The organism is Azospirillum sp. UENF 112521 (assembly GCF_058780665.1).
The window spans coordinates 365,310-384,776 of the sequence record NZ_JBSNCI010000009.1 but is presented as its reverse complement, the minus strand read 5'-3'; the positions used below and the strand labels follow the sequence as shown (position 1 = coordinate 384,776).

The window sequence follows — 19,467 nt, the reverse complement described above, 5'->3', positions numbered from 1 at the left end:
GCGACGCCGTGTAAAGCAATTTTAAGATTATACAATGCACATAATGAATTTCTAATAAAAATAACATGTAAACTTGTAAATAAAACTCGCAACTTGAGGGGGTATTAAGGGATGTCTTTGGGCAATCTTAAAATCTCGATGAAGATCATGCTGATCGTCGGCATGCTGTCCGTGGTGAGCATGACCATTGCCGGTTTCGGCGCAATTGGATTGCAATCCCTTGGATCTGCGATCACGGACCTTGACGAAGCGACGACGGAGGTGCGTCTCAGTTCCCGCCTCAACCGCCTGCTCGCCGAAATCAACCGCGACGAATACAGCCTCGCGATCGATCCGGGCGAGGTCGGCACCGTCTCGACCGCCATCGGGGAACGCCGCAAGGCGATTGCCGACGCCATCACACGGCTCAAGGGCACGGTCGAAGGGGAGCAGGTGGCCATCCTGCTGAAGATCGAACGCCAGCTTCCCGCCTATTACGAGAAGCTGGTGGCGTCCCTCGATGCGGCGCGCAAGCTCCAGGGCTCGTCCACGCTGACCGATGGGCAGCGGACGATGAAAATCGCCGTGGAGGCGAGCCGTGCCGATATCCGGAGCCTGCGCAGCGACATCACGGCCTTCCTCGATTTCACCGAGAAGGACTCGACCGAACTGGCGCGAGCGGCCGAGGCGATGGCGGCCTTGAAGCTGACCTGGATGTTCGTCCTCGCCGGCGTCGGAACCGTGGCGGGGCTTCTGCTCGGCCTGCTGGTCTCGCAGAAGGGCATCGTCGGGCCGATCAAGTCCATCGTCTCGTCGCTGCGCGGGCTGGCCGACGGCAACCTGACGGTCGAGATCGCCGGAACGGGCCGCCGCGACGAGGTTGGGGAGATCGCCGAAACCGCCAGCGTCTTCAAAGCCAACCTGATCCGCAGCCGCGAGTTGGAAGAGGAGGCGAAGCAGGCCGAGGCCAGGGCGGCGTCGGAGCGCAGGCAGGCCATGCTCGGCCTGGCGGACGAGTTCGAGACGAGCATCGGCACCGTCGTCGAGGCGGTCTCCAGCGCCGCGGCGCAGCTCCAGTCCACCGCGCGGACCATGTCGGCGGTCGCCGAGGAGACGGCCCGCCAGTCGACGGCGGTAGCCGCCGCGACCGAACAGGCTTCGGCCAACGTGCAGACGGTGGCGGCGGCCTCGGAAGAACTCAGCAGTTCCATCGGCGAGATCAGCCGGCAGGTGGCCGAGTCCGCCACCATCTCCGGCCAGGCGGTGAGCGAGGCCGAGCGCACCAACGGCACGGTCGAAGGGCTGGCCGTGGCGGCCCAGCGGATCGGCGACGTGGTCAGCCTGATCCAGAACATCGCCAGCCAGACCAACCTGCTGGCACTCAACGCCACCATCGAGGCGGCGCGGGCCGGCGAGGCGGGGAAAGGCTTCGCCGTGGTCGCCAGCGAGGTGAAGCAGCTCGCCAACCAGACCGCCAAGGCGACCGAGGACATCTCCACCCAGATCGCGGAAATCCAGACCCAGACCGGCGGCGCCGTCACCGCCATCCGCAACATCGGCCGCACCATCACCCAGGTGAACGAGATCTCCAACAGCATCGCCGCGGCGGTCGAGGAGCAGACTGCCGCCACCGGCGAGATCGGCCGCAACGTCCAGCAGGCGGCAGAGGGAACCCAGGAGGTCTCCTCCAGCATCGCCGGCGTCAGCAAGGCCGCCGACGAGGCCGGCACCTCGTCGAACGAGGTGCTGTCCGCCGCCTCGCTGCTGTCGCAGGAGGCGGGGCGCCTGCGCGATGAGGTGGACGGCTTCCTGTCGCGGGTCAGGGCGGCCTGACGGGCCAACAAAAGGCTTAACAGCAGGCCGGAACCGCGGGACCAGATCCCGGAAGGGCGGAGACGGCGGGGCGTTGGATTGAACGTGCCCGCACATCCCCGAAATCCCCGCCCTTCCGGGGGGCCGGCCACCCCTGGCACCGAATGGAGGACCGGCCTGAACAGGACAAACCGGATCGGGAAGCCTGTCTGGAACGATTCAAAGAATGGCTATAAACACCTGATCAGTCCAATCGATTTTTCAGGATACCCCGATAGGAAAAACCGATTGGCGCGGGATGGGCAGCGGCGTCCGGGTCGCTCCCCCTGGCCCATCACCCGTTGAACAGGGTCGCGTCGATCCGTCGGACCATCGCCACCAACCGCGGTGCGAACTCCTCCTCCAGCCTCTTCAGATCGACCATGAAGGCCGGTCCGCCGCAGTTGAAGGCCAGCACCTGCGAGCCGTCGCGCGGCACGAACGGGACGCCGACGGCATGGACCTCCGACTTCCAGGCACCGATGGAGCGGCAATAGCCGCGCGTCCGGTAATCCTCGACGGCCTGGAGGATGCCGTCGCGGATCTGCGGCCAGCGCTCCCCCTCATGCTCTTCCAGCTTCGCCATCAAGGGCGCGCGTTCCGCCTCCGGCAAGGCAGCCAGATAGGCGCGGCCCATGCCGGTGGTCGACAGCTTGATGTGGGAGCCGACATCCAGCGACAGGGTGATCGGGCCGTTGGCCTTGCAGCATTCCAGATAGATCATGCTCAGCCGGTCGCGCCCGCCCAGCGCCACCGCCAGCCCGGTCTCGTCGGCCAGTTCCTGCATCAGCGGGCGGGCGACCTGCCGGATGCCCATGCCCGACAGGCTGGCATATCCCAGCGCCAGCACCGAGGTGCCGAGCCGGTACTTGCCGGTGGTGTGGTCGTAGGAGAGGTATCCCAGCTTGGCCAGCGTGTAGGTCAGCCGCGACACCGTCGGCTTGGGCAGGCCGGTGCGCTGCGCCAGCTCCAGGTTGCCGAGCATCGATTCGTTGCGGCGGAAGGCGCGCAGCAGTTCCAGTCCGCGGGCGAGTGCCGTGACGAAGCGCGGATCCTTCTCGTCTTCCGCCAGATCGTCGGCGACCAGAGCCTCTTCCCGCCTGCGCATGCCCGAACCCTCCCGCAAACCTTTGCGGGACGATCCTGCCAGCCGCTAGACAGCACGTCAATGAAACAGCATTCCGCAGTACGAAATTTACTGTGCCCCGCCTGTGCCTGCGCTACTGGGTCGCCCCCAGCCCCAGCGTCACCATGCGTTCGTACAGCGACGCGCGCGAAATGCCCAGCAGCTTCGCCGCCCGCGCCTTGACCCCGTTGGCCTCCTCCAGCGCCGCGGCGATGGCGTGGCGCTCGGCGGCGTGCAGAACCTCCTGCAACGGCCGCGCTCCGGCCGCCAGCGGCAGGGCCGACGCGCCGGCCGGATGCTGGCCGGGCAGCACGCTGCGGATGTGCGGTGCCGTCAGGATCGGCGCGTCGGTCAGCGCCACCACCCGCTCCAGCGTGTTGTAAAGCTCGCGCACATTGCCGGGCCAGTCATAGTCGCGCAGCACCTGCACCGCCGATTCCAGCAGTTCGCGCGGCGGCGTGCCCTGCTGGATCGCCAGCTGTTCCAGGATGCGGTCGGCGATGCTCTCGATGTCTTCCGGCCGGTCGCGCAGGGGCGGCAGGGTGATCGGCACCACGTTCAGCCGGTAATAGAGGTCGGCGCGGAACTGCTTCTCGCGCACCAGGGCATGCAGGTCGCGGCTGGTGGCGGCGATGATGCGCACATCGACCCGCACCACCTTGTTGGAGCCGAGCGGCTCGATCTCCCGCTCCTGCAACACGCGCAGAAGCTTGGCCTGCACCGGCAGCGGCATGTCGCCGATCTCGTCGAGGAACAGGGTGCCGCCGTTGGCGAGCTGGAACTTGCCGTCGCGGTGACGGCGGTCGGCGCCGGTGAAGGCGCCGGGGGCGACGCCGAAGAACTCCGCCTCCAGCAGGGTTTCCGGAATGGCGGCGACATTGACTCCGACGAAGGGCTTGGACGCCCGCGGGCTGGCCGAATGGATGGCCTGGGCCAGCAGCTCCTTGCCGGTCCCGGTCTCGCCCAGCAACAGGACGGTCGAATCCATCTGGGCGGCGCGGCGGCCCAGCCGCTTGATCTCACGGATCGATTCGCTGGCGCCCAGGAACTGCGAGAAGGAGTATTTGGCGCGGCGTTCATGCGCCAGCTCCTGCTGGGTGCGGGCCAACTCCTCCTGCATCTTCTCGTATTTGCGGACCAGCGGGCGGAGATATTCGGCGCGGTCGAACAGCACGAAGCCGATGGCGCCGATGATCGAGCCGTCGGTGCCGAACAGCGGCATCCGCGTCACCACGAAGGACCGGTCGTCGAACTCCATGATGTCCAGCGGCTGCGGCTGGCCGCTGTCGATCACCCGGCGCAGCTGGCTGTTGGGGATGACGTCCTCCACCTGCCGACCGCGCGGATCGCCGGGAACGCCCAGCAGCGCCTTGTACTTCTCGTCCATCCAGGCGATGCGGCCGGCGTGATCGACGGCGACGGCGCCGACGCACATGGATTCCAGATGCTCGAACAGGGAGTGGACCGCCCGCTGGCGCAGCGCTTCGAAATCCACGGTGTCGCCCACGTCACCCTCCCAAACGGGACCGATCTTCGTCGTCCCGGTGTCGAGGCCCCTTGCGATGCCCGCTTTGGGGTCTGCTGCGTTGCAGCGCAATTTGCCAACAATATCAGAGGTCAACATAGTAGCCCATCCGTCGGATTAAAGGGAAGGCGCACAGGATCGGGCGGGTGCGCGCGGTCATCCGCACCCGTTCATCAGACCAGACCTTTATGGAACGCCTCGCGGGCGCGCTTTTTAAAAAGGCAACCCGGACCTGTTCTCTACATCCTCCGCCATACCCCTTCGCGATTTCCGGATTTTCAACTCACGCGCGTGAGAGTCGGGTGAGGGGATGAGGAAAAGAGGGGGACCTTTCGGTCCCCCCTGGGGGAGTTCTGTCAGGAGTTCCGCGGAAACGGCCCGCGGGGTCAGTGCCCCCGCTTCGGCAGGCGGGCCAGCAGCTCGCCGACGATGCCGCGGCGGAAGACCAGCACGCAGACGACGAAGATGCAGCCGATCACCACCGGCACCGGCAGGCTGGTGGAGGCGAGGTAGCTTTCCAGCGTCACCACCAGCCCGGCACCCACCACCGGTCCGAACAGCGTGCCCATGCCGCCCAGCAGCGTCATCAGCACCACCTCGCCCGACATCTGCCACGTCACGTCGGTCAGGCTGGCGAGCTGGAACACCAAAGCCTTGGTGCCGCCGGCAAGCCCTGCCAGCGAGGCCGACAGCACGAAGGCCACCAGCTTGTAGCGGTCGGTGCGGTAGCCGAGCGACACCGCGCGCGGCTCGTTCTCGCGGATCGCCTTCAACACCTGGCCGAAGGGCGAATGCACCGTGCGCCAGATCAGGGCGAAGCCGGCGACGAAGATCGCCAGCACGGTGTAGTACATGGTCAGCGGCTGGCTGAGGTCGAACAGCCCGAACAGGGTGCCGCGCGGCACGCCCTGGATGCCGTCCTCGCCGTGGGTGAAGGGAAGCTGGAGCGCCAGGAAGAACACCATCTGGCTCAGCGCCAGCGTGATCATGGCGAAATAGATGCCCTGGCGGCGGATGGCGATCAGGCCGAAGACCAGCCCCATCAGCCCGGCCACCGCGGTGGCGGCGATCAGCCCGAACTCCGGCGCCCAGCCCCAGACCTTCACCGTGTGGGCGGCGATGTAGGCCGCCCCGCCGAAGAAGGCGGCATGGCCGAAGCTCAGCAAGCCGGCGAAGCCGATCAGCAGGTTGAAGGCGCAGGCGAACAGCGCGAAGCACAGCACCTTCATCAGGAAGACGGGATAGAGCACGAAGGGGGCTACGACGGCGACCAGCAGCAGGACGGCGGCGATGATCGCCGTTCCGGCGCCGCGGGCGGGGCCGCGCAGGGCGACAGGGGTGGAATTGCTGGCGACGCTCATGGATCAGCGCTCCCGTCCGAAGAGGCCCGCGGGCTTGATGAGAAGAACGATCGCCATCACGACGAACACGACGATGTTGGAGGCTTCCGGGTAGAAGACCTTGGTCAGCCCCTCCAGCAGCCCCAGCCCCAGGCCGGTGACGATGGCGCCCAGGATCGAGCCCATGCCGCCGATCACCACAACGGCGAAGACGATGATGATCAGGTTGGTCCCCATCAGCGGCGACACCTGATAGATGGGTGCGGCCAGCACGCCGGCCAGCCCGGCCAGCGCCACGCCGAAGCCGTAGGTCAGCGACACCATCACCGGCACGTTGATGCCGAAGGCCTGCACCAGCGTCGGGTTCTCCGTCGCCGCGCGCAGATAGGCCCCCAGCTTCGTCCGCTCGATGGCGAACCAGGTGCCGAAGCAGACGGTGAGGGAGGCGACGACGACCCAGGCGCGGTAGTTGGGCAGGAACATGAAGCCCAGATTCTGCCCGCCCTTCAGCGCGTCGGGAATCGGATAGGGCTGGCCCGACACGCCGTACTGGTGGCGGAACGCCCCCTCCAGGATCAGCGCCAGACCGAAGGTGAGCAGCAGGCCATAGAGGTGGTCGAGCTTGTAGAGCCGCGACAGCATCGACTTTTCCAGCACGATGCCGAGCAGCCCGACCACCAGCGGCGCCACGACAAGCGCCCCCCAGTAGCCGATCCCGGCATAGGTCAGCAGCAGCCACGCCACGAAGGCGCCGACCATGTAGAGCGCGCCATGGGCGAAGTTGATGACGTTCAACATGCCGAAGATCACCGCCAGCCCAAGGCTGAGCAGCGCATAGAAGGAACCATTGATCAGTCCGAGCAGAAGCTGCCCGAACAACACTTGGGGCGGAACACCCAGCAGGCTGAACATCTCCGCGTCTCTCCCGGTTCGTGGTTGTTGTTCTTGTTTTGGATTGGATGGTCGTCGATTGCCGTCCTCCGGCCCCGCCAACGGGCGGGCGGGACCGGAGGACGGCTCAACGCCTCACTTCACCGCCCCTCACTTCACCAGCGTACAGCCGCTCTGCTTGGGGTCCATGAAGGCGGTGTCGGCCGGGATGGTCTTGACGATCTTGTAATAGTCCCAGGCCCCCTTCGACTCGGCGGGGGTCTTCACCTGGGCCAGATACATGTCGTGGAACATGCGGCCGTTGGCGGCGATCTTGCCCTTCTTGGCGAACATGTCCTCGACCGGCAGTTCGCGCATCGTGGCGGCGACCTTGTCGGCATCGTCGGTCTTCGCCGCCTCGACCGCCTTCAGGTAGTGCTTCACCGCCGAATAGACGCCGGCCTGCACCATGGTCGGCTTCTTGCCGGCCTTGGCTTCGAACTTTTTCGACCACTCGCGGGTCTGCTCGTCCGCGTCCCAGTAGAAGCCAGTGGTCAGCATCAGCCCCTGCGCCGATTGCAGGCCCAGCGCATGCACGTCGGAGATGAACATCAGCAGGCCGGCCAGGCTCTGGCCCGACTGGGTGATGCCGAACTCCGCGGCCTGCTTGACCGCGTTGACGGTGTCGCCGCCGGCATTCGCCAGACCGATGACGTCGGCGCCGGACCCTTGCGCCTGCAACAGGAAGGACGAGAAGTCCGAGGTGCCGAGCGGATGGCGCACCGAGCCGGAGATGGTGCCGCCGAGCGACTTCACCATCTTGGTGGTCTCCTCTTCCAGCGACTGGCCGAAGGCATAGTCGGCGGTCACGAAGAACCACTTCTTCTTGCCCTGCTCATAGAGGGCTCGGCCGGTGCCGGCGGCCATGGCGTAGTTGTCGTAGGTCCACTGGAAGCCGTAGGGGCTGCACTGCGCACCGCTCAGCGCGGTGGCGCCCGGACCGGACATCAGGAAGATGCGCTTCTTGTCCTTGGTGATGCCCTGCACCGCCAGGGCGGCGGCGGAGTTCGGCACGTCGGCGATGACGTCGACGCCGCCGGTGTCGACCCACTCGCGCGCCTTCGACGCGGCGATGTCGGCCTTGTTCTGGTGATCGGCGACGACGATCTCGACGGGCGCGCCGGCGACCTTGTTGCCGAACTCCTCCGCCGCCATCCGCGCGGCGATGGCGGAGCCTTCGCCGGCCAGATCGGCGTAGATGCCGGAACGGTCGTTCAGCACGCCGATGCGGATGACGTTGTCCGACACCTGGGCGGCAGCCGGAACGACTGTCCCGGCGAGCGTCAGCAGGGCGGTGCCGGCGAGAAGAAGCGTGCGCATCAGAAGGTCTCTCCCTCTTGGTTTTTGTTGTCGGCCGGGTCCCGTCGCGGGTCCCTCTGCCGTGCCTGGAGCAGGCAATCGGGCATGGAACCGGCGGTTCGCCGCCCTGCCCTTCGATGGGGTCGGGGCGGCGTTCGCGCCGGTGATGTCGGGGCTGGAGCGCCTACACGCCGAGATAGGTGTGCAGCTTGTCCATGTTGGCGTGGAGCTGGTCGTTGGGGATCATGTCGACCACATGGCCTTCCTCCATCACGTAATGGCGGTCGGCGATGGTGGCGGCGAAGCGGAAGTTCTGCTCGACCAGCACGATGGTGAAACCGCGTGCCTTGAGCGCCCGCACCGCGACACCGATCTGCTCGATGATGACCGGGGCCAGGCCCTCGGTCGGCTCGTCCAGCAGGATCAGGGTGGCGCCGGTGCGCAGGATGCGGGCAATCGCCAGCATCTGCTGCTCGCCGCCCGACAGGCGCGTCCCCTGGGTCGAGCCGCGGCCCTTCAGGTTGGGGAACAGCTCATGGATCTGCGGGACCGTCATCCCGCCCTCCTTGACCACCGGCGGCAGCGTCAGGTTCTCGTCGACGCTGAGGCTGGAGAAGATGCCGCGCTCCTCCGGCACATAGCCGATGCCGAGCCGCGGGATTTTGTGCTGGGCCATGCCGATCAGCTCGGTGCCCTGGAAGCGGATCGAGCCGGTGCGCTTGCCCATGATGCCCATGATGGCGCGCATGGTCGAGGTCTTGCCGGCGCCGTTGCGGCCCAGCAGCGTCACCACCTCGCCTTGCCGCACCTCCAGGCTGACGCCGTGCAGCACATGGCTCTCGCCGTAGAAGCCGTGCAGGTCGGCGATCTCCAGCATGGCGGTCTTGGTGTTCATCCCGTCAGGCATGTCCGGTCCCCCCCGTGCCCATATATGCTTCCATCACCTGCGGGTTCTTCGAGACGACCTCGTAGGGCCCCTCCGCCAGGATCTCGCCGCGGCGCAGAACGGTGATGGTGTCCGACAGGTGGGCAACGACCGACAGATTGTGCTCCACCATCAGAACGGTGCGGTCGGCGGCGACGCGCTTGATCAGGGCGGCAGTGCCCTCGATGTCCTCATGGCCCATGCCGGCCAGCGGCTCGTCGAGCAGCATCACCTCCGGGTCGAGCGCCAGCGTGGTGGCGATCTCCAGGGCGCGCTTGCGGCCATAGGGCAGCTCGGCCGCCAGATGGCCGGCCCAGGGGGTGAGGTTCACCGCCTCGATCAGCTCCAGCGCCCGGTTGTGCAGGTCGTAGAGCGAGGATTCGGACTTCCAGAAATGGAAGCTGGTGCCGAGCGGGCGCTGGAGTGCCACCCGGACATTCTCCAGCACGCTGAGATGCGGGAAGACGGCCGAGATCTGGAAGGAGCGGACCAGACCCATCAGGGCGATGTCGGCCGGCTTGGTGCGGGTGATGTCGCGGCCCTTGTAGAGGATCTGGCCGCGGGTGGGGGTGAGGAACTTGGTCAGCAGGTTGAACACCGTGCTCTTGCCGGCGCCGTTCGGGCCGATCAGCGCGTGGATGGTGCCGCGGCGAACCTGCAGGTTCACGTCGCGAACCGCCACGAACCCCTTGAACTCCTTTGTCAGGTTGCGCGCTTCCAGGATGATGTCGTCGTTCGGTGCGGCGTTCATCGGTCGCGAATTCTCCTCCCGTTCGTCCTTATGTCCCGGGCATATGCCCGGCGGCCGCCGTGCGGCGGGACGTTTCACCGATTGTTGTACGCACGAAGCGTGCCAGATACGGGGTCGCTTCGGCCGGGCCGCCGGCCCCTTTGTTTCTCCGCGGGTTTCGGTTCGGTGTCCTCCCTCTGACCGACACCCCTGCGTCGGAAAGTGTCGGATCCCTGGACACTCTGTCCACAAAACATGACAGCATCCAAAGTGTCGGCATGCAAGATCGTCCGTGTGGCAGACGCCTTATTGCGGGCTTGCCAAACGGGCTCGGCACTGCGATGGTGGCCGTCCGACGGTGCCCTGCCCGTCCTGACGGGCGGCGGGGATAATAGGGAATGCGGTACGGACCTTCCCGGGTTTCCCGGAAGCGCCAAAGCCGTGGCTGCCCCCGCAACTGTGAGCGGCGAGCGTCCCGTCCATCATGCCACTGGCCCTCCGCGGCCGGGAAGGCGGACGGCGATGCGACGACCCGCGAGCCAGGAAACCTGCCGGCGGACACACAGAACCTTTTCCAACCCCGCCGGGTGTGGCGGGAGAACAAGGATGTTTTCGATGACCGCCCGTTCGATGAACGCCGCCAGCACCGCGACCCGCAGCGCCGCCCAGACCGCGGTCGCCGCCTTCGCCGCGATCCTGCTCGGCAGCTTCCTGCTGTATGGCGTCGGCTTCGCCCAGCCGCAGCAGATCCACGATGCGGCGCACGACGCCCGTCACTCCTTCGCGTTCCCCTGCCACTAAGCAGCGGGTCATGGAACTGATCCGGCGGCTGTTCACAGCCGCTTTGGTCGCGGGCGTGCTCTCCGGCACGGCCGCTTCCGTCGTTCAGCAGGCGACGACCGTCCCGCTGATCCTCGAAGCCGAGAAATACGAGGTGGTGACCCCGCCTCCCGCAACCGCGCCAGCCCCGAATGCGGCTCCGGCCGCCAGCCAGGCCGAAGGCCACCAGCATGGCCCCGTGCGCGAGGTCGGCGAAGGTGTGCCGGTCACGCTGGACGAGGCGATGCAGCGCATCGGCCTGACCATCGCCGCCAACCTGATCGCCGGCGTCGCCTATGCGCTGCTGCTGGGGGCGGCGATCCTGCTGGCCGGACGGCCGGTTGATGCCCGCCGCGGGCTGGTCTGGGGCATGGGCGGCTTCGTCGCCGTGTCGCTGGCCCCGTCCTTCGGTCTGGCCCCGGAACTGCCGGGCATGGCCGGGGCCGAGCTGGAGCTGCGTCAGCTCTGGTGGCTGTCCGCCGCGGCCGGGGCCGGCGTCGGCATCGCCGCCCTCGCCTTCGCCCGCAACCGTCTGGTCATCGCCGTCGCCGTTCTGGCCGCAGCGCTGCCCCATCTGATCGGTGCCCCCCATCCGGAAAGCGCCGAGGGTGCCGTTCCCCCGGAACTGGCCGCCCGCTTCGTCGCCGCCTCGCTGGGCTCCGCCGCCCTGTTCTGGGCGATCCTGGGCTCCGTCTGCGGCTGGCTGATGAGCGGCGTGGTCGAACCGGCCGAACGGCACCCGGCCCTGCGGGTTCAGCCCGGCGCGCGTTAAGGAGGCGAAGTTCATGTCCGCTCTTGCGAAAACGGCCGCCGGCAAGGTTCCTGCGACCGTCATCACCGGCTTCCTCGGCGCCGGCAAAACCACGCTGATCCGCGGCCTGCTGGAAAAGGCCGACGGCCGCCGGCTGGCGCTGATCATCAACGAGTTCGGCGATGTCGGCATCGACGGCGACATCCTGCGCGCCTGCGGCAACCCGACCTGCACCGAAGACGACGTGATCGAGCTGGCGAACGGCTGCCTGTGCTGCACCGTCGCCGACGATTTCGTCCCGGCCATCGAGAAGCTGCTGGCCCGGCCGGAGCCGCCCGAGCACATCGTGATCGAGACCAGCGGCCTCGCTTTGCCCAAGCCGCTGGTCCAGGCCTTCCACTGGCCGGCGATCAAGACCCGCGTCACCGTCGACGGCGTGATCGCCGTGGTGGACGCCGCCGCCGCCGCGGAGGGCCGCTTCGCCCCCGATCCCGCGGCGCTGGAGGCCCAGCGCGACGCCGCCGGCACCGTCGATCACGAGACGCCGATCGAGGAGGTGTTCGAGGACCAGCTGCTCTGCGCCGACCTGATCGTCGTCAACAAGACCGACCTGCTGGCCGACGGCGATCTCGCCCGCGTCGAGGACCTGATCCGCGGCGCCCTCGCGCACACGGTCGGCCGCGACGCCAAGCTGGTCCGCGCCTCCCAGGGCGCGGTCGATCCGCTGGTCCTGCTCGGTGTCGGTGCGGCGGTGGAAGACGATCTCGCCAACCGTCCCAGCCACCATGACGACGAAGAGGGCCACGACCACGACGACTTCACCAGCTTCGTGGTGGAGCTGCCGGCGCAGCCCGATCCGGCCGCCCTGGCGATGACGCTGGAAAAGGTCGCCGGCCTGCATGGCGTTCTGCGCCTGAAGGGCTTCATCGACGTGCCGGCCAAGCCGATGCGCCTGCTGGTCCAGGGTGTGGGCACCCGCATCCAGACCCATTACGACCGCCTGTGGAAGCCGGGCGAGGAGCGCCGCAGCCGTCTGGTGGTGATTGGGGAGACCGGGCTGGACCGCGATGCGGTGACACGGGCGATTGCCGGTTAAGAGTTAGAGTAGTGCGGCGTCCGCCCCCTCCTTGACCTTCGCCGTTTCCGAGGGGGGAGGGGGCAGTCGCCCCTGGACATCAAACCATGCACCTGCTTGCCGCCCGCCAGGACGAACTGGACGCCGGCCCCCAGGCGGAAGACCTGGGGCAGACGCCGGCCGACCTCGTCATGCTGTCCTTTTCCGACAGCGACCTGACCGCGCTCGCCGCCGCATGGCGGGCGGGCCGCGAGTGGCTGCCCAGCCTCCGCCTCGCCAACCTCAACCGGCTCGGCCATCCGCTGTCGGTCGATCTCTACGCCGACACCGTCGTCGCCAAGGCCAAGCTGGTGGTTCTGCGCCTGCTGGGCGGCAGCGGTTACTGGCGCTATGGTCTCGACCGCCTGTCCGCCCTCTGCCGCGAGCGCGGCATCCCGCTCGCCGTCCTGTCCGGAGAGGCGCAGCCCGACCCAAACCTGGCCGCCTACGGCACCGTTCCGCCGGACACCGCCGACCGGCTGTGGCGCTACTTCACCGAGGGCGGCCCGGCCAACATGACCCATCTGCTGGCCTGCGCCGCGACGCTGGCCGGCACGCCGCTGCCCCACGAAGACTCGGCTCCCGTCCCGCGCTTTGGCGCATACGACGGTTGGACCGGCCCCGCAGCCGCCCCCCTGGCTGCCGACTCCCCGGTCGCGGCGGTGGTGTTCTACCGCTCCCATCTGCTGGCCGGCGACCTCGCCCCGGTCCATGCCCTGTGCGACACGCTGGCCGCCCGCGGCCTCGCCCCCCGGCCGCTGTTCGTCGCCAGCCTGAAGGAACCGGACTGCGCCGCCTGGATGCGGGCCAGCCTGATTGCGCAGAACGCCGCCGTCGTCGTCAACACCACCGCCTTCTCGGCGGCGCGCGAGGACGGTTCGCCGCTGGAGGCCAACGGCACGCCGGTGCTGCAAGCCATTCTCGCCACCACGCCGGAAGCCGGCTGGCAGGCGTCCTCGCGCGGGCTGGCGCCGTCCGACCTCGCGATGAACGTCGTGCTGCCGGAGATGGACGGCCGCATCATCGCCCGCGCCATCGCCTTCAAGACAGCGGGGGATCCCGACCCCGATCTGCAATTCGCCGCACCGGCCCTGCGGCCGATCCCCGACCGCGTCGCCTTCACCGCCGACCTCGCGGCCAGTTGGGTCCGCCTGTTCCGCACCCCACGGGCGGAGCGGCGGGTCGCGCTGGTGCTGTCCGACTATCCCGGCCCCGGCGGCGGCATCGGCCATGCCGTCGGCCTCGACAGCCCGGCCAGCACCGTGGCGATGCTCCAGCGCCTGTCCGCCGAGGGATACGGACTGTCCGCCATTCCGGACAGCGCCGCCACGCTGATGGAGTCCCTCACCGGCCCACCCACCGCGACCCTGCCGCTCGCCGACTATCTGCGCTTGGCCCCGCCGAGCTTGCGCGCCCGCATTGCCGAGACCTGGGGCGAGCCCGCCGCCGACCCGGCCTGCCGCGACGGCGCCTTCGCCTTCCGCACCCTGCCCTGCGGCAATGCCGTGGTGGCGGTGCAGCCCAGCCGCGGCCACGGGCCCCTGACCACCGCCCAGCATCACGACCCCGACACCCCGCCCAGCCACGGCTATCTCGCCTTCCATTTGTGGCTGCGCCATGCCGTCGGCATCGATGCGCTGGTGCAGATCGGCGCCCATGGCACGCTGGAGTGGCTGCCCGGCAAGGCGGTGGCGCTGTCGGCAGAGTGCTGGCCGGAAATCGTCGGCGGCGCCCTGCCGACCCTCTATCCCTTCATCGTCAACAACCCCGGCGAGGGGGTGCAGGCCCGCCGCCGGCTGGGCGCCGTGCTGATCGGCCATTTGACTCCGCCGCCGGTGGAATCCGGCCTCTACGGCGACCTCGCCGCGCTGGAAACCGCCATCGACGAATATTCGCAGGCGACCGGCCTCGACCCGCGGCGGCTGGGCATGCTGCGCGAGACCATTCTCGACCTCGCCTGGAAATCCGGCATCGCCGCCGATTGCAATTTGCGGCCCGACGACGATCCCGACGCCATCCTGTCGCGGCTGGACGCCCATCTCTGCGACATCAAGGAACTGCAGATCCGCGACGGCCTGCATGTCTTCGGCCACAGCCCGGCCGGCGAGCGCCGCGACCGGCTGACCGCCGCTGTCGCACGGAGCGCCGATCCGGCCATGGTCGCCACGGCGGTCGATGCCTGCGGCGAGGCGGAGATGCGGGCTCTGCTCGACGGGCTGGACGGCCGCTTCGTCCGCCCCGGGCCCGGCGGATCGCCGGCGCGCGGGCGGGCGGACACGCTGCCGACCGGCCGCAACCTCTATGCGCTCGACCCGCGCGGGGTGCCGACGCCGACCGCCTGGACTCTCGGCTGGCAGGCGGCGGATGCGCTGATCACCCGCTATCTTCAGGACCATGGCGACTGGCCGCGCCGGCTGGTGGTCGATTGCTGGGGCACGCCCGCCATGCGCACCGGCGGCGACGAGCTGGCCCAGGCGCTGGCCCTGCTCGGCGTCCGCCCGATTTGGGAGAACGGCTCCGGCCGCGTCACCGGCTACGAGATCATGCCGGCCGGCGTGCTGGGCCGACCGCGGGTCGATGTGACGCTGCGCATCTCCGGCCTGTTCCGCGATGTCTTCCCGCAGCAGATCGCCCTGTTCGATCAGGCGGTGCGCGCCGTCGCCGGGCTGGACGAACCCGACGACACCAACCCGCTGGCCGCCACCGCCAGAGCCGAGGAACAGCGCCTCGCCAGCGCCGGCACGGCCGCGGAGGACGCCCGCCGCTGGGCCACCGCCCGCATCTTCGGTGCCGCTCCCGGCATCTACGGCACGGCGCTGTCCGGCATGATCGCGCGCGGCGACTGGACCGCGCGGGCCGATTTCGGCGCCGCCTATCTGGAGGGCGGCTGCCACGCCTATGGCGCCGGGCTGGAGGGGGTTCCGCTGCCGGCCTTGTTCCGCCGCCGGGTTGGCGGTGCCGACGCCCTGGTCCACCATCAGGACCAGCGCGAGCACGACGTGCTGTCCACCGACGGTTTCATGCAGTTCGAGGGCGGCTTCGCCGCCGCGGCCGCGCTGGAGGACTCCGAGCCGGCGCTCTACCATCTCGACAGCGCCGATCCGGACAGGCTCGCCATCCGTACCCTGGCGGAGGAGATCGCCCGCACCCTGCGCGGCCGGGCGGCCAACCCGCGCTGGATCCAGGGCATGATGCGCCATGGCTATCGCGGCGCCGCGGAACTGGCGGCGAGCGTCGATACCCTGTTCGCCTTCGCCGCCACCACCGATGCCGTACGTCCCGCCCATTTCGACCAGCTGTTCGACGCGTACGTCGAGGATTCGCAGGTGTGGGACTTCCTGTCACAGGACAACCCTGCCGCTGCCCGGCACATTCTGGCGCGCATGAGCGAGGCGCTCGACCGCGGCCTGTGGCATCCCCGCCGCAACTCCACCGCGGAGGATCTGCAGCGCCTCCGGGAGAGCGCCGCATGACGAACCCTGCCACCATCCAGCCGCGGCGCCGCGGCGCCTGCCCCGGCGTGCTGGCGCCGATGCAGGTCGGCGACGGGCTGCTGCTGCGCGTCCGCGTTCCGGCCGGCGTGCTGCCGGCCGATCATGCCCGCCAGATCGCGGAGTTGGGAAGTCGTTACGGCAACGGTCTGATCGACCTCAGCCAGCGGGGCAACCTGCAACTGCGCGGCATCGCCGCCGATGGGCTGGAGCCGGTGACCGACACCCTGCGCGGCATGGGACACGTCTCCGGCGATGCGGCGAGCGAAGCGGTCCGCAACGTGCTGTGCTCCCCCACCGCCGGACTGGATCCCACAGCGGCGATGGACGTATGGGCGGCGGCGCGTACGCTGGATGCCCGGCTGGCGGAGGATGCCGCTCTGCACCGCCTGCCGCCGAAGTTCGGCTGGCTGGTTTGCGGCGGCGGCATCGGCCATCTGGCGGACAGCAGCACGGACGTACGCTTCGACGCGGTGGATGGCGAACGGTTCCGGGTGTCCTTGGGCGGGACGCTGGCGAAGGCGGCGCCGCTGGGGCTTTGCCGGGCGGACGACGTTGCGGATGTGGCGTCGGTGCTCGGGCGTGCCTTTCTCGAGTTGCGCGCGACACTGCCGGAGCCGCCACGCCGCATGGCGGGTCTGGTCGCGGCGATTGGCACTGATGAAATCGGCAAACGCCTCTCCCGCCTGATTTCTCCTCTCCCCCCGGGGAGAGGATCAAGGTGAGGGGGACGCACCTCATGGATGTCTTCGGCGATGCCGAACCCCCTCATCCTAACCTTCTCCCCAGGGAGGAGAAGGAATCCCGCGTTGGGGAGGCGCCATCCTTCCTCACCACCGCCTTCCCCTTCGGCCGCCTCACCGCCACCACCCTCGCCGCCCTCGCCTCCGCCTGCGCCGAGATCCGCATCACCCCCTGGCGCGCTCTCATCCTCGTCGCCCCCTCCAAGGACGCCGAAGCCGTCGCCCACACCCACGGCGCCATCCTGTCCCACACCGACCGCCGGCTGAAGCTGACCGCTTGCAGCGGGGCTGGCGGCTGCGATGTCGGCACCACCGACACACATGCGGCGGCGCTCGCCATCGCCGAGCGCGCAGGCCCCTTGCTGGACCCCGTGCGAATGGTGCATGTGTCGGGCTGCGCCAAGGGCTGCGCCCATCCCGCCATCGCCGATGTCACCCTGACCGCCCGCGACGGGGTGTATGACGTCGCCCTGAACGCAAAAGCCGGTGACGCTTCCCCGTACACCGGCCTGTCCCCCGCCGACGCCGTGGCCCGCGTCGCGGATCTCGTTGACCGAGGAGTCCACCGGTGCCTGAGCCGCTCTATGACTATATCCGCGACGGAGCGGCCATCTACCGCCAGTCCTTCGCCACCATCCGGGCGGAGGCCGACCTGACCGCCATTCCCGACGACCTCAAGCCGGTCGCGGTGCGCGTCATCCACGCCTGCGGCATGGTCGATGCGGCCCAGGACCTGCTGTTCTCCACCGATGTCGGCAGTGCCACCCGTGCCGCCCTGCGCGCCGGCGCCCCCATCCTCTGCGACAGCGAAATGGTCGCCCATGGCGTGACCCGCGCCCGCCTGCCGGCCGGCAACGCCGTGGTCTGTACGCTCCGCGACGCCGCCGTGCCCGATCTGGCGAAGACCATCGGCAATACCCGCTCCGCCGCGGCACTCGACCTGTGGGGCGACCGGCTCGGCGGATCGGTCGTCGCCATCGGCAATGCGCCGACCGCCCTGTTCTACCTGCTGGAGATGCTGGCGGCCGGCGCGCCGAAACCGGCGGCGATCCTCGGATTTCCCGTCGGCTTCGTCGGGGCGATGGAAAGCAAGGAGGCGCTGGCGGAAAACCCCTTCGGCGTGCCTTATCTGGCGATCCGCGGCCGGCGCGGCGGCAGTGCCATGGCCGCCGCCGCCGTCAACGCGCTGGCGAGCGACGTCGAATGAGCGACGATATCTTCTTCCCCAATCTCCTTCCGGGCACCCTGTTCGGTGTCGGCGTCGGTCCCGGCGACCCGGAGCTGATGACCTTGAAGGCGGTGCGCACCATCGGCGCCTGCCCGGTCGTCGCCTATTTCTGCAAGCGCGGCACCCGTGGCCAGGCCCGCCGCATCGCCGATCAGGCGATCAGGCCCGACCAGATCGAATTGCCGATGGTCTATCCGGTGACGGTGGAGCTGCCGCCGACCCACCCGGACTACGGTCGCCAGATCGAAGCCTTCTTCGATGAGTCCGCCGAGCGCATCGCCGAGCATCTCGCCGCCGGCCGTTCGGTCGCAGCGCTGAACGAGGGAGACCCGTTCTTCTACGGCTCCTTCATGCACCTGTTCCTGCGGCTGTCCGGCCGTTTCAAGGCGGAGGTGGTTCCCGGCGTCACCAGCATGGTGTGCAGCGCCTCGCTGCTGCCGCGCCCGCTGATGCTGCGCGACGACGTGCTGTCGGTGATCCCCGGCACGCTGGACGAGGCGGCGCTGGTCCGCGCGCTCACCGCCGCCGATGCCTGCGTGGTGATGAAGCTGGGCCAGAACCTGCCCAAGGTCCGCCGCGCCATCGCCGCCGCCGGACTGGCCGAGCGGGCCTGGTATGTCGAGCGCGCCAGCATGGACGAACAGCGCTTCATGCCCTTCCTGGAGGCGCCGGACGTCGCCCCCTACTTCTCCCAGATCGTCATTCCGGGCGAGGGCAAGCGCGGATGAGCGGCCCGGTGAACAATGGCTGGTTGAAAGTTGTTGGACTGGGTCCGGGCCCCGATGACTGGCTGACGCCGGAAGCCCGGCGCGATCTGGCCGAGGCGACCGACCTTGTCGGCTATTTCCCTTATGTCGATCGCGTGCCGCCGGGCGATCAGGTGCGCCACGCCTCCGACAACCGGGTGGAGCTGGACCGCGCCCGCTTCGCGCTCGATCTGGCGGCGCAGGGCCGGCGGGTGGCGGTGGTGTCGGGCGGCGATCCCGGCATCTTCGCCATGGCCGCCGCCATCTTCGAGGCGCTGGACGATCCCGACGCTCCCGAGGCGTGGCGCGCGGTGCCTCTCTCGGTCGATCCCGGCGTTTCCGCCATGCAGGCCGCCGCGGCGCGGGCCGGCGCGCCGCTCGGCCATGATTTCTGCGCCATCTCGCTGTCCGACAATCTGAAGCCGTGGGAGGTGGTGCTGCGGCGCCTGCGTCTGGCGGCGGAGGCGGATTTCGTCATCGCGCTCTACAACCCGATCTCCAAGGCCCGGCCCTGGCAGCTGGGCGCCGCCTTCGACGCCCTGCGCGACATCCGCGCGCCAGAGACGCCCATCGTGCTGGGCCGCGCCGTCGGCCGCCCCGACGAGGAGCTGACGGTGACGACGCTGGGCGAGGTGCGGGCCGAGCAGGCCGACATGCGCACGCTGGTCATCATCGGTGCCTCGCACACGCGGTTCGTGGCGCGTGCGGATGGTGGGCGCTGGGTCTACACCCCCCGGCATTACCGGGGGTGAGGATGGGCGTGACGGCATTGCGGGCAGGGATGCCCGCGACCTACCCGCCGCGAGTAACCCTCTCTCCCCCGGGGAGAGGGCTGGGTGAGGGGGACGCGCGGCATGATTTCCCGAAAAT

Annotated in this window: 17 protein-coding genes and 1 riboswitch; of the genes, 10 read left to right on the top strand and 7 right to left on the bottom strand. The window is 68.9% G+C overall.

The window, feature by feature from the left end:
* Window positions 1–138 precede the first annotated feature (138 nt).
* Complete coding sequence (locus tag ACWPN8_RS33350) at window positions 139–1,812, top strand: methyl-accepting chemotaxis protein (RefSeq protein WP_492243893.1); 1,674 nt, start codon at window positions 139–141, stop codon at window positions 1,810–1,812.
* Between the two features lie 313 nt (window positions 1,813–2,125).
* Here the strand turns inward: ACWPN8_RS33350 and ACWPN8_RS33345 are convergent, their stop codons facing one another.
* The 7 genes from ACWPN8_RS33345 to ACWPN8_RS33315 all read right to left on the bottom strand — a co-directional run bounded on the left by ACWPN8_RS33345 (window position 2,126) and on the right by ACWPN8_RS33315 (window position 9,726).
* Window positions 2,126–2,938: an IclR family transcriptional regulator gene (locus ACWPN8_RS33345; protein ID WP_492243892.1), complete on the bottom strand. Its 813-nt coding sequence runs from the start codon at window positions 2,936–2,938 to the stop codon at window positions 2,126–2,128.
* Window positions 2,939–3,050: 112 nt separating this feature from the next.
* The gene (locus tag ACWPN8_RS33340) at window positions 3,051–4,463 is read right to left on the bottom strand and encodes a sigma-54 interaction domain-containing protein (protein ID WP_247873269.1); all 1,413 of its coding nucleotides are present in this window, start codon (window positions 4,461–4,463) and stop codon (window positions 3,051–3,053) included.
* Window positions 4,464–4,867: 404 nt separating this feature from the next.
* Window positions 4,868–5,842, bottom strand: coding sequence for a branched-chain amino acid ABC transporter permease (locus ACWPN8_RS33335; RefSeq protein ID WP_492243891.1), 975 nt, complete (start codon window positions 5,840–5,842; stop codon window positions 4,868–4,870).
* Between the two features lie 3 nt (window positions 5,843–5,845).
* A complete protein-coding gene (locus ACWPN8_RS33330; protein ID WP_492243890.1) occupies window positions 5,846–6,733 on the bottom strand; it encodes a branched-chain amino acid ABC transporter permease in 888 nt (295 codons plus the stop codon).
* Between the two features lie 129 nt (window positions 6,734–6,862).
* Window positions 6,863–8,071: an ABC transporter substrate-binding protein gene (locus ACWPN8_RS33325; protein ID WP_109446793.1), complete on the bottom strand. Its 1,209-nt coding sequence runs from the start codon at window positions 8,069–8,071 to the stop codon at window positions 6,863–6,865.
* Between the two features lie 163 nt (window positions 8,072–8,234).
* The gene (locus ACWPN8_RS33320) at window positions 8,235–8,957 is read right to left on the bottom strand and encodes an ABC transporter ATP-binding protein (protein WP_391349402.1); all 723 of its coding nucleotides are present in this window, start codon (window positions 8,955–8,957) and stop codon (window positions 8,235–8,237) included.
* Window positions 8,950–9,726: an ABC transporter ATP-binding protein gene (locus ACWPN8_RS33315; RefSeq protein ID WP_492243889.1), complete on the bottom strand. Its 777-nt coding sequence runs from the start codon at window positions 9,724–9,726 to the stop codon at window positions 8,950–8,952. The genes ACWPN8_RS33320 and ACWPN8_RS33315 overlap by 8 nt, the downstream gene beginning before the upstream one ends.
* A 318-nt stretch (window positions 9,727–10,044) precedes the next feature.
* Window positions 10,045–10,275: riboswitch (cobalamin riboswitch) on the top strand.
* Between the two features lie 45 nt (window positions 10,276–10,320).
* Between ACWPN8_RS33315 and ACWPN8_RS33310 the strand changes: the two genes are divergently transcribed.
* The 9 genes from ACWPN8_RS33310 (at window position 10,321) to cobJ (ending at window position 19,349) form a co-directional block, all read left to right on the top strand.
* Window positions 10,321–10,506, top strand: coding sequence for a CbtB domain-containing protein (locus ACWPN8_RS33310; protein WP_492243888.1), 186 nt, complete (start codon window positions 10,321–10,323; stop codon window positions 10,504–10,506).
* 10 nt (window positions 10,507–10,516) lie between these two features.
* Complete coding sequence (locus ACWPN8_RS33305; RefSeq protein WP_492243887.1) at window positions 10,517–11,296, top strand: CbtA family protein; 780 nt, start codon at window positions 10,517–10,519, stop codon at window positions 11,294–11,296.
* Between the two features lie 13 nt (window positions 11,297–11,309).
* Window positions 11,310–12,371, top strand: a complete 1,062-nt coding sequence (gene cobW / locus ACWPN8_RS33300; protein WP_492243886.1) for a cobalamin biosynthesis protein CobW — start codon at window positions 11,310–11,312, stop codon at window positions 12,369–12,371.
* Between the two features lie 86 nt (window positions 12,372–12,457).
* Window positions 12,458–15,862 (top strand): cobaltochelatase subunit CobN, encoded by a 3,405-nt coding sequence (gene cobN, locus ACWPN8_RS33295; protein WP_492243885.1) that lies wholly within the window; start codon window positions 12,458–12,460, stop codon window positions 15,860–15,862.
* Window positions 15,859–16,605 (top strand): ferredoxin-like domain-containing protein, encoded by a 747-nt coding sequence (locus tag ACWPN8_RS33290; protein ID WP_492243884.1) that lies wholly within the window; start codon window positions 15,859–15,861, stop codon window positions 16,603–16,605. Before cobN ends, ACWPN8_RS33290 begins: the two co-directional genes overlap by 4 nt.
* 14 nt (window positions 16,606–16,619) lie before the next feature.
* Window positions 16,620–17,279 (top strand): hypothetical protein, encoded by a 660-nt coding sequence (locus ACWPN8_RS33285; protein ID WP_492243883.1) that lies wholly within the window; start codon window positions 16,620–16,622, stop codon window positions 17,277–17,279.
* The gene (locus ACWPN8_RS33280) at window positions 17,192–17,830 is read left to right on the top strand and encodes a precorrin-8X methylmutase (protein WP_109448255.1); all 639 of its coding nucleotides are present in this window, start codon (window positions 17,192–17,194) and stop codon (window positions 17,828–17,830) included. The genes ACWPN8_RS33285 and ACWPN8_RS33280 overlap by 88 nt, the downstream gene beginning before the upstream one ends.
* Window positions 17,827–18,579, top strand: coding sequence for a precorrin-2 C(20)-methyltransferase (locus ACWPN8_RS33275; RefSeq protein WP_492243882.1), 753 nt, complete (start codon window positions 17,827–17,829; stop codon window positions 18,577–18,579). Before ACWPN8_RS33280 ends, ACWPN8_RS33275 begins: the two co-directional genes overlap by 4 nt.
* Window positions 18,576–19,349: a precorrin-3B C(17)-methyltransferase gene (cobJ, locus tag ACWPN8_RS33270; protein ID WP_492243881.1), complete on the top strand. Its 774-nt coding sequence runs from the start codon at window positions 18,576–18,578 to the stop codon at window positions 19,347–19,349. Before ACWPN8_RS33275 ends, cobJ begins: the two co-directional genes overlap by 4 nt.
* Window positions 19,350–19,467: the final 118 nt, after the last annotated feature.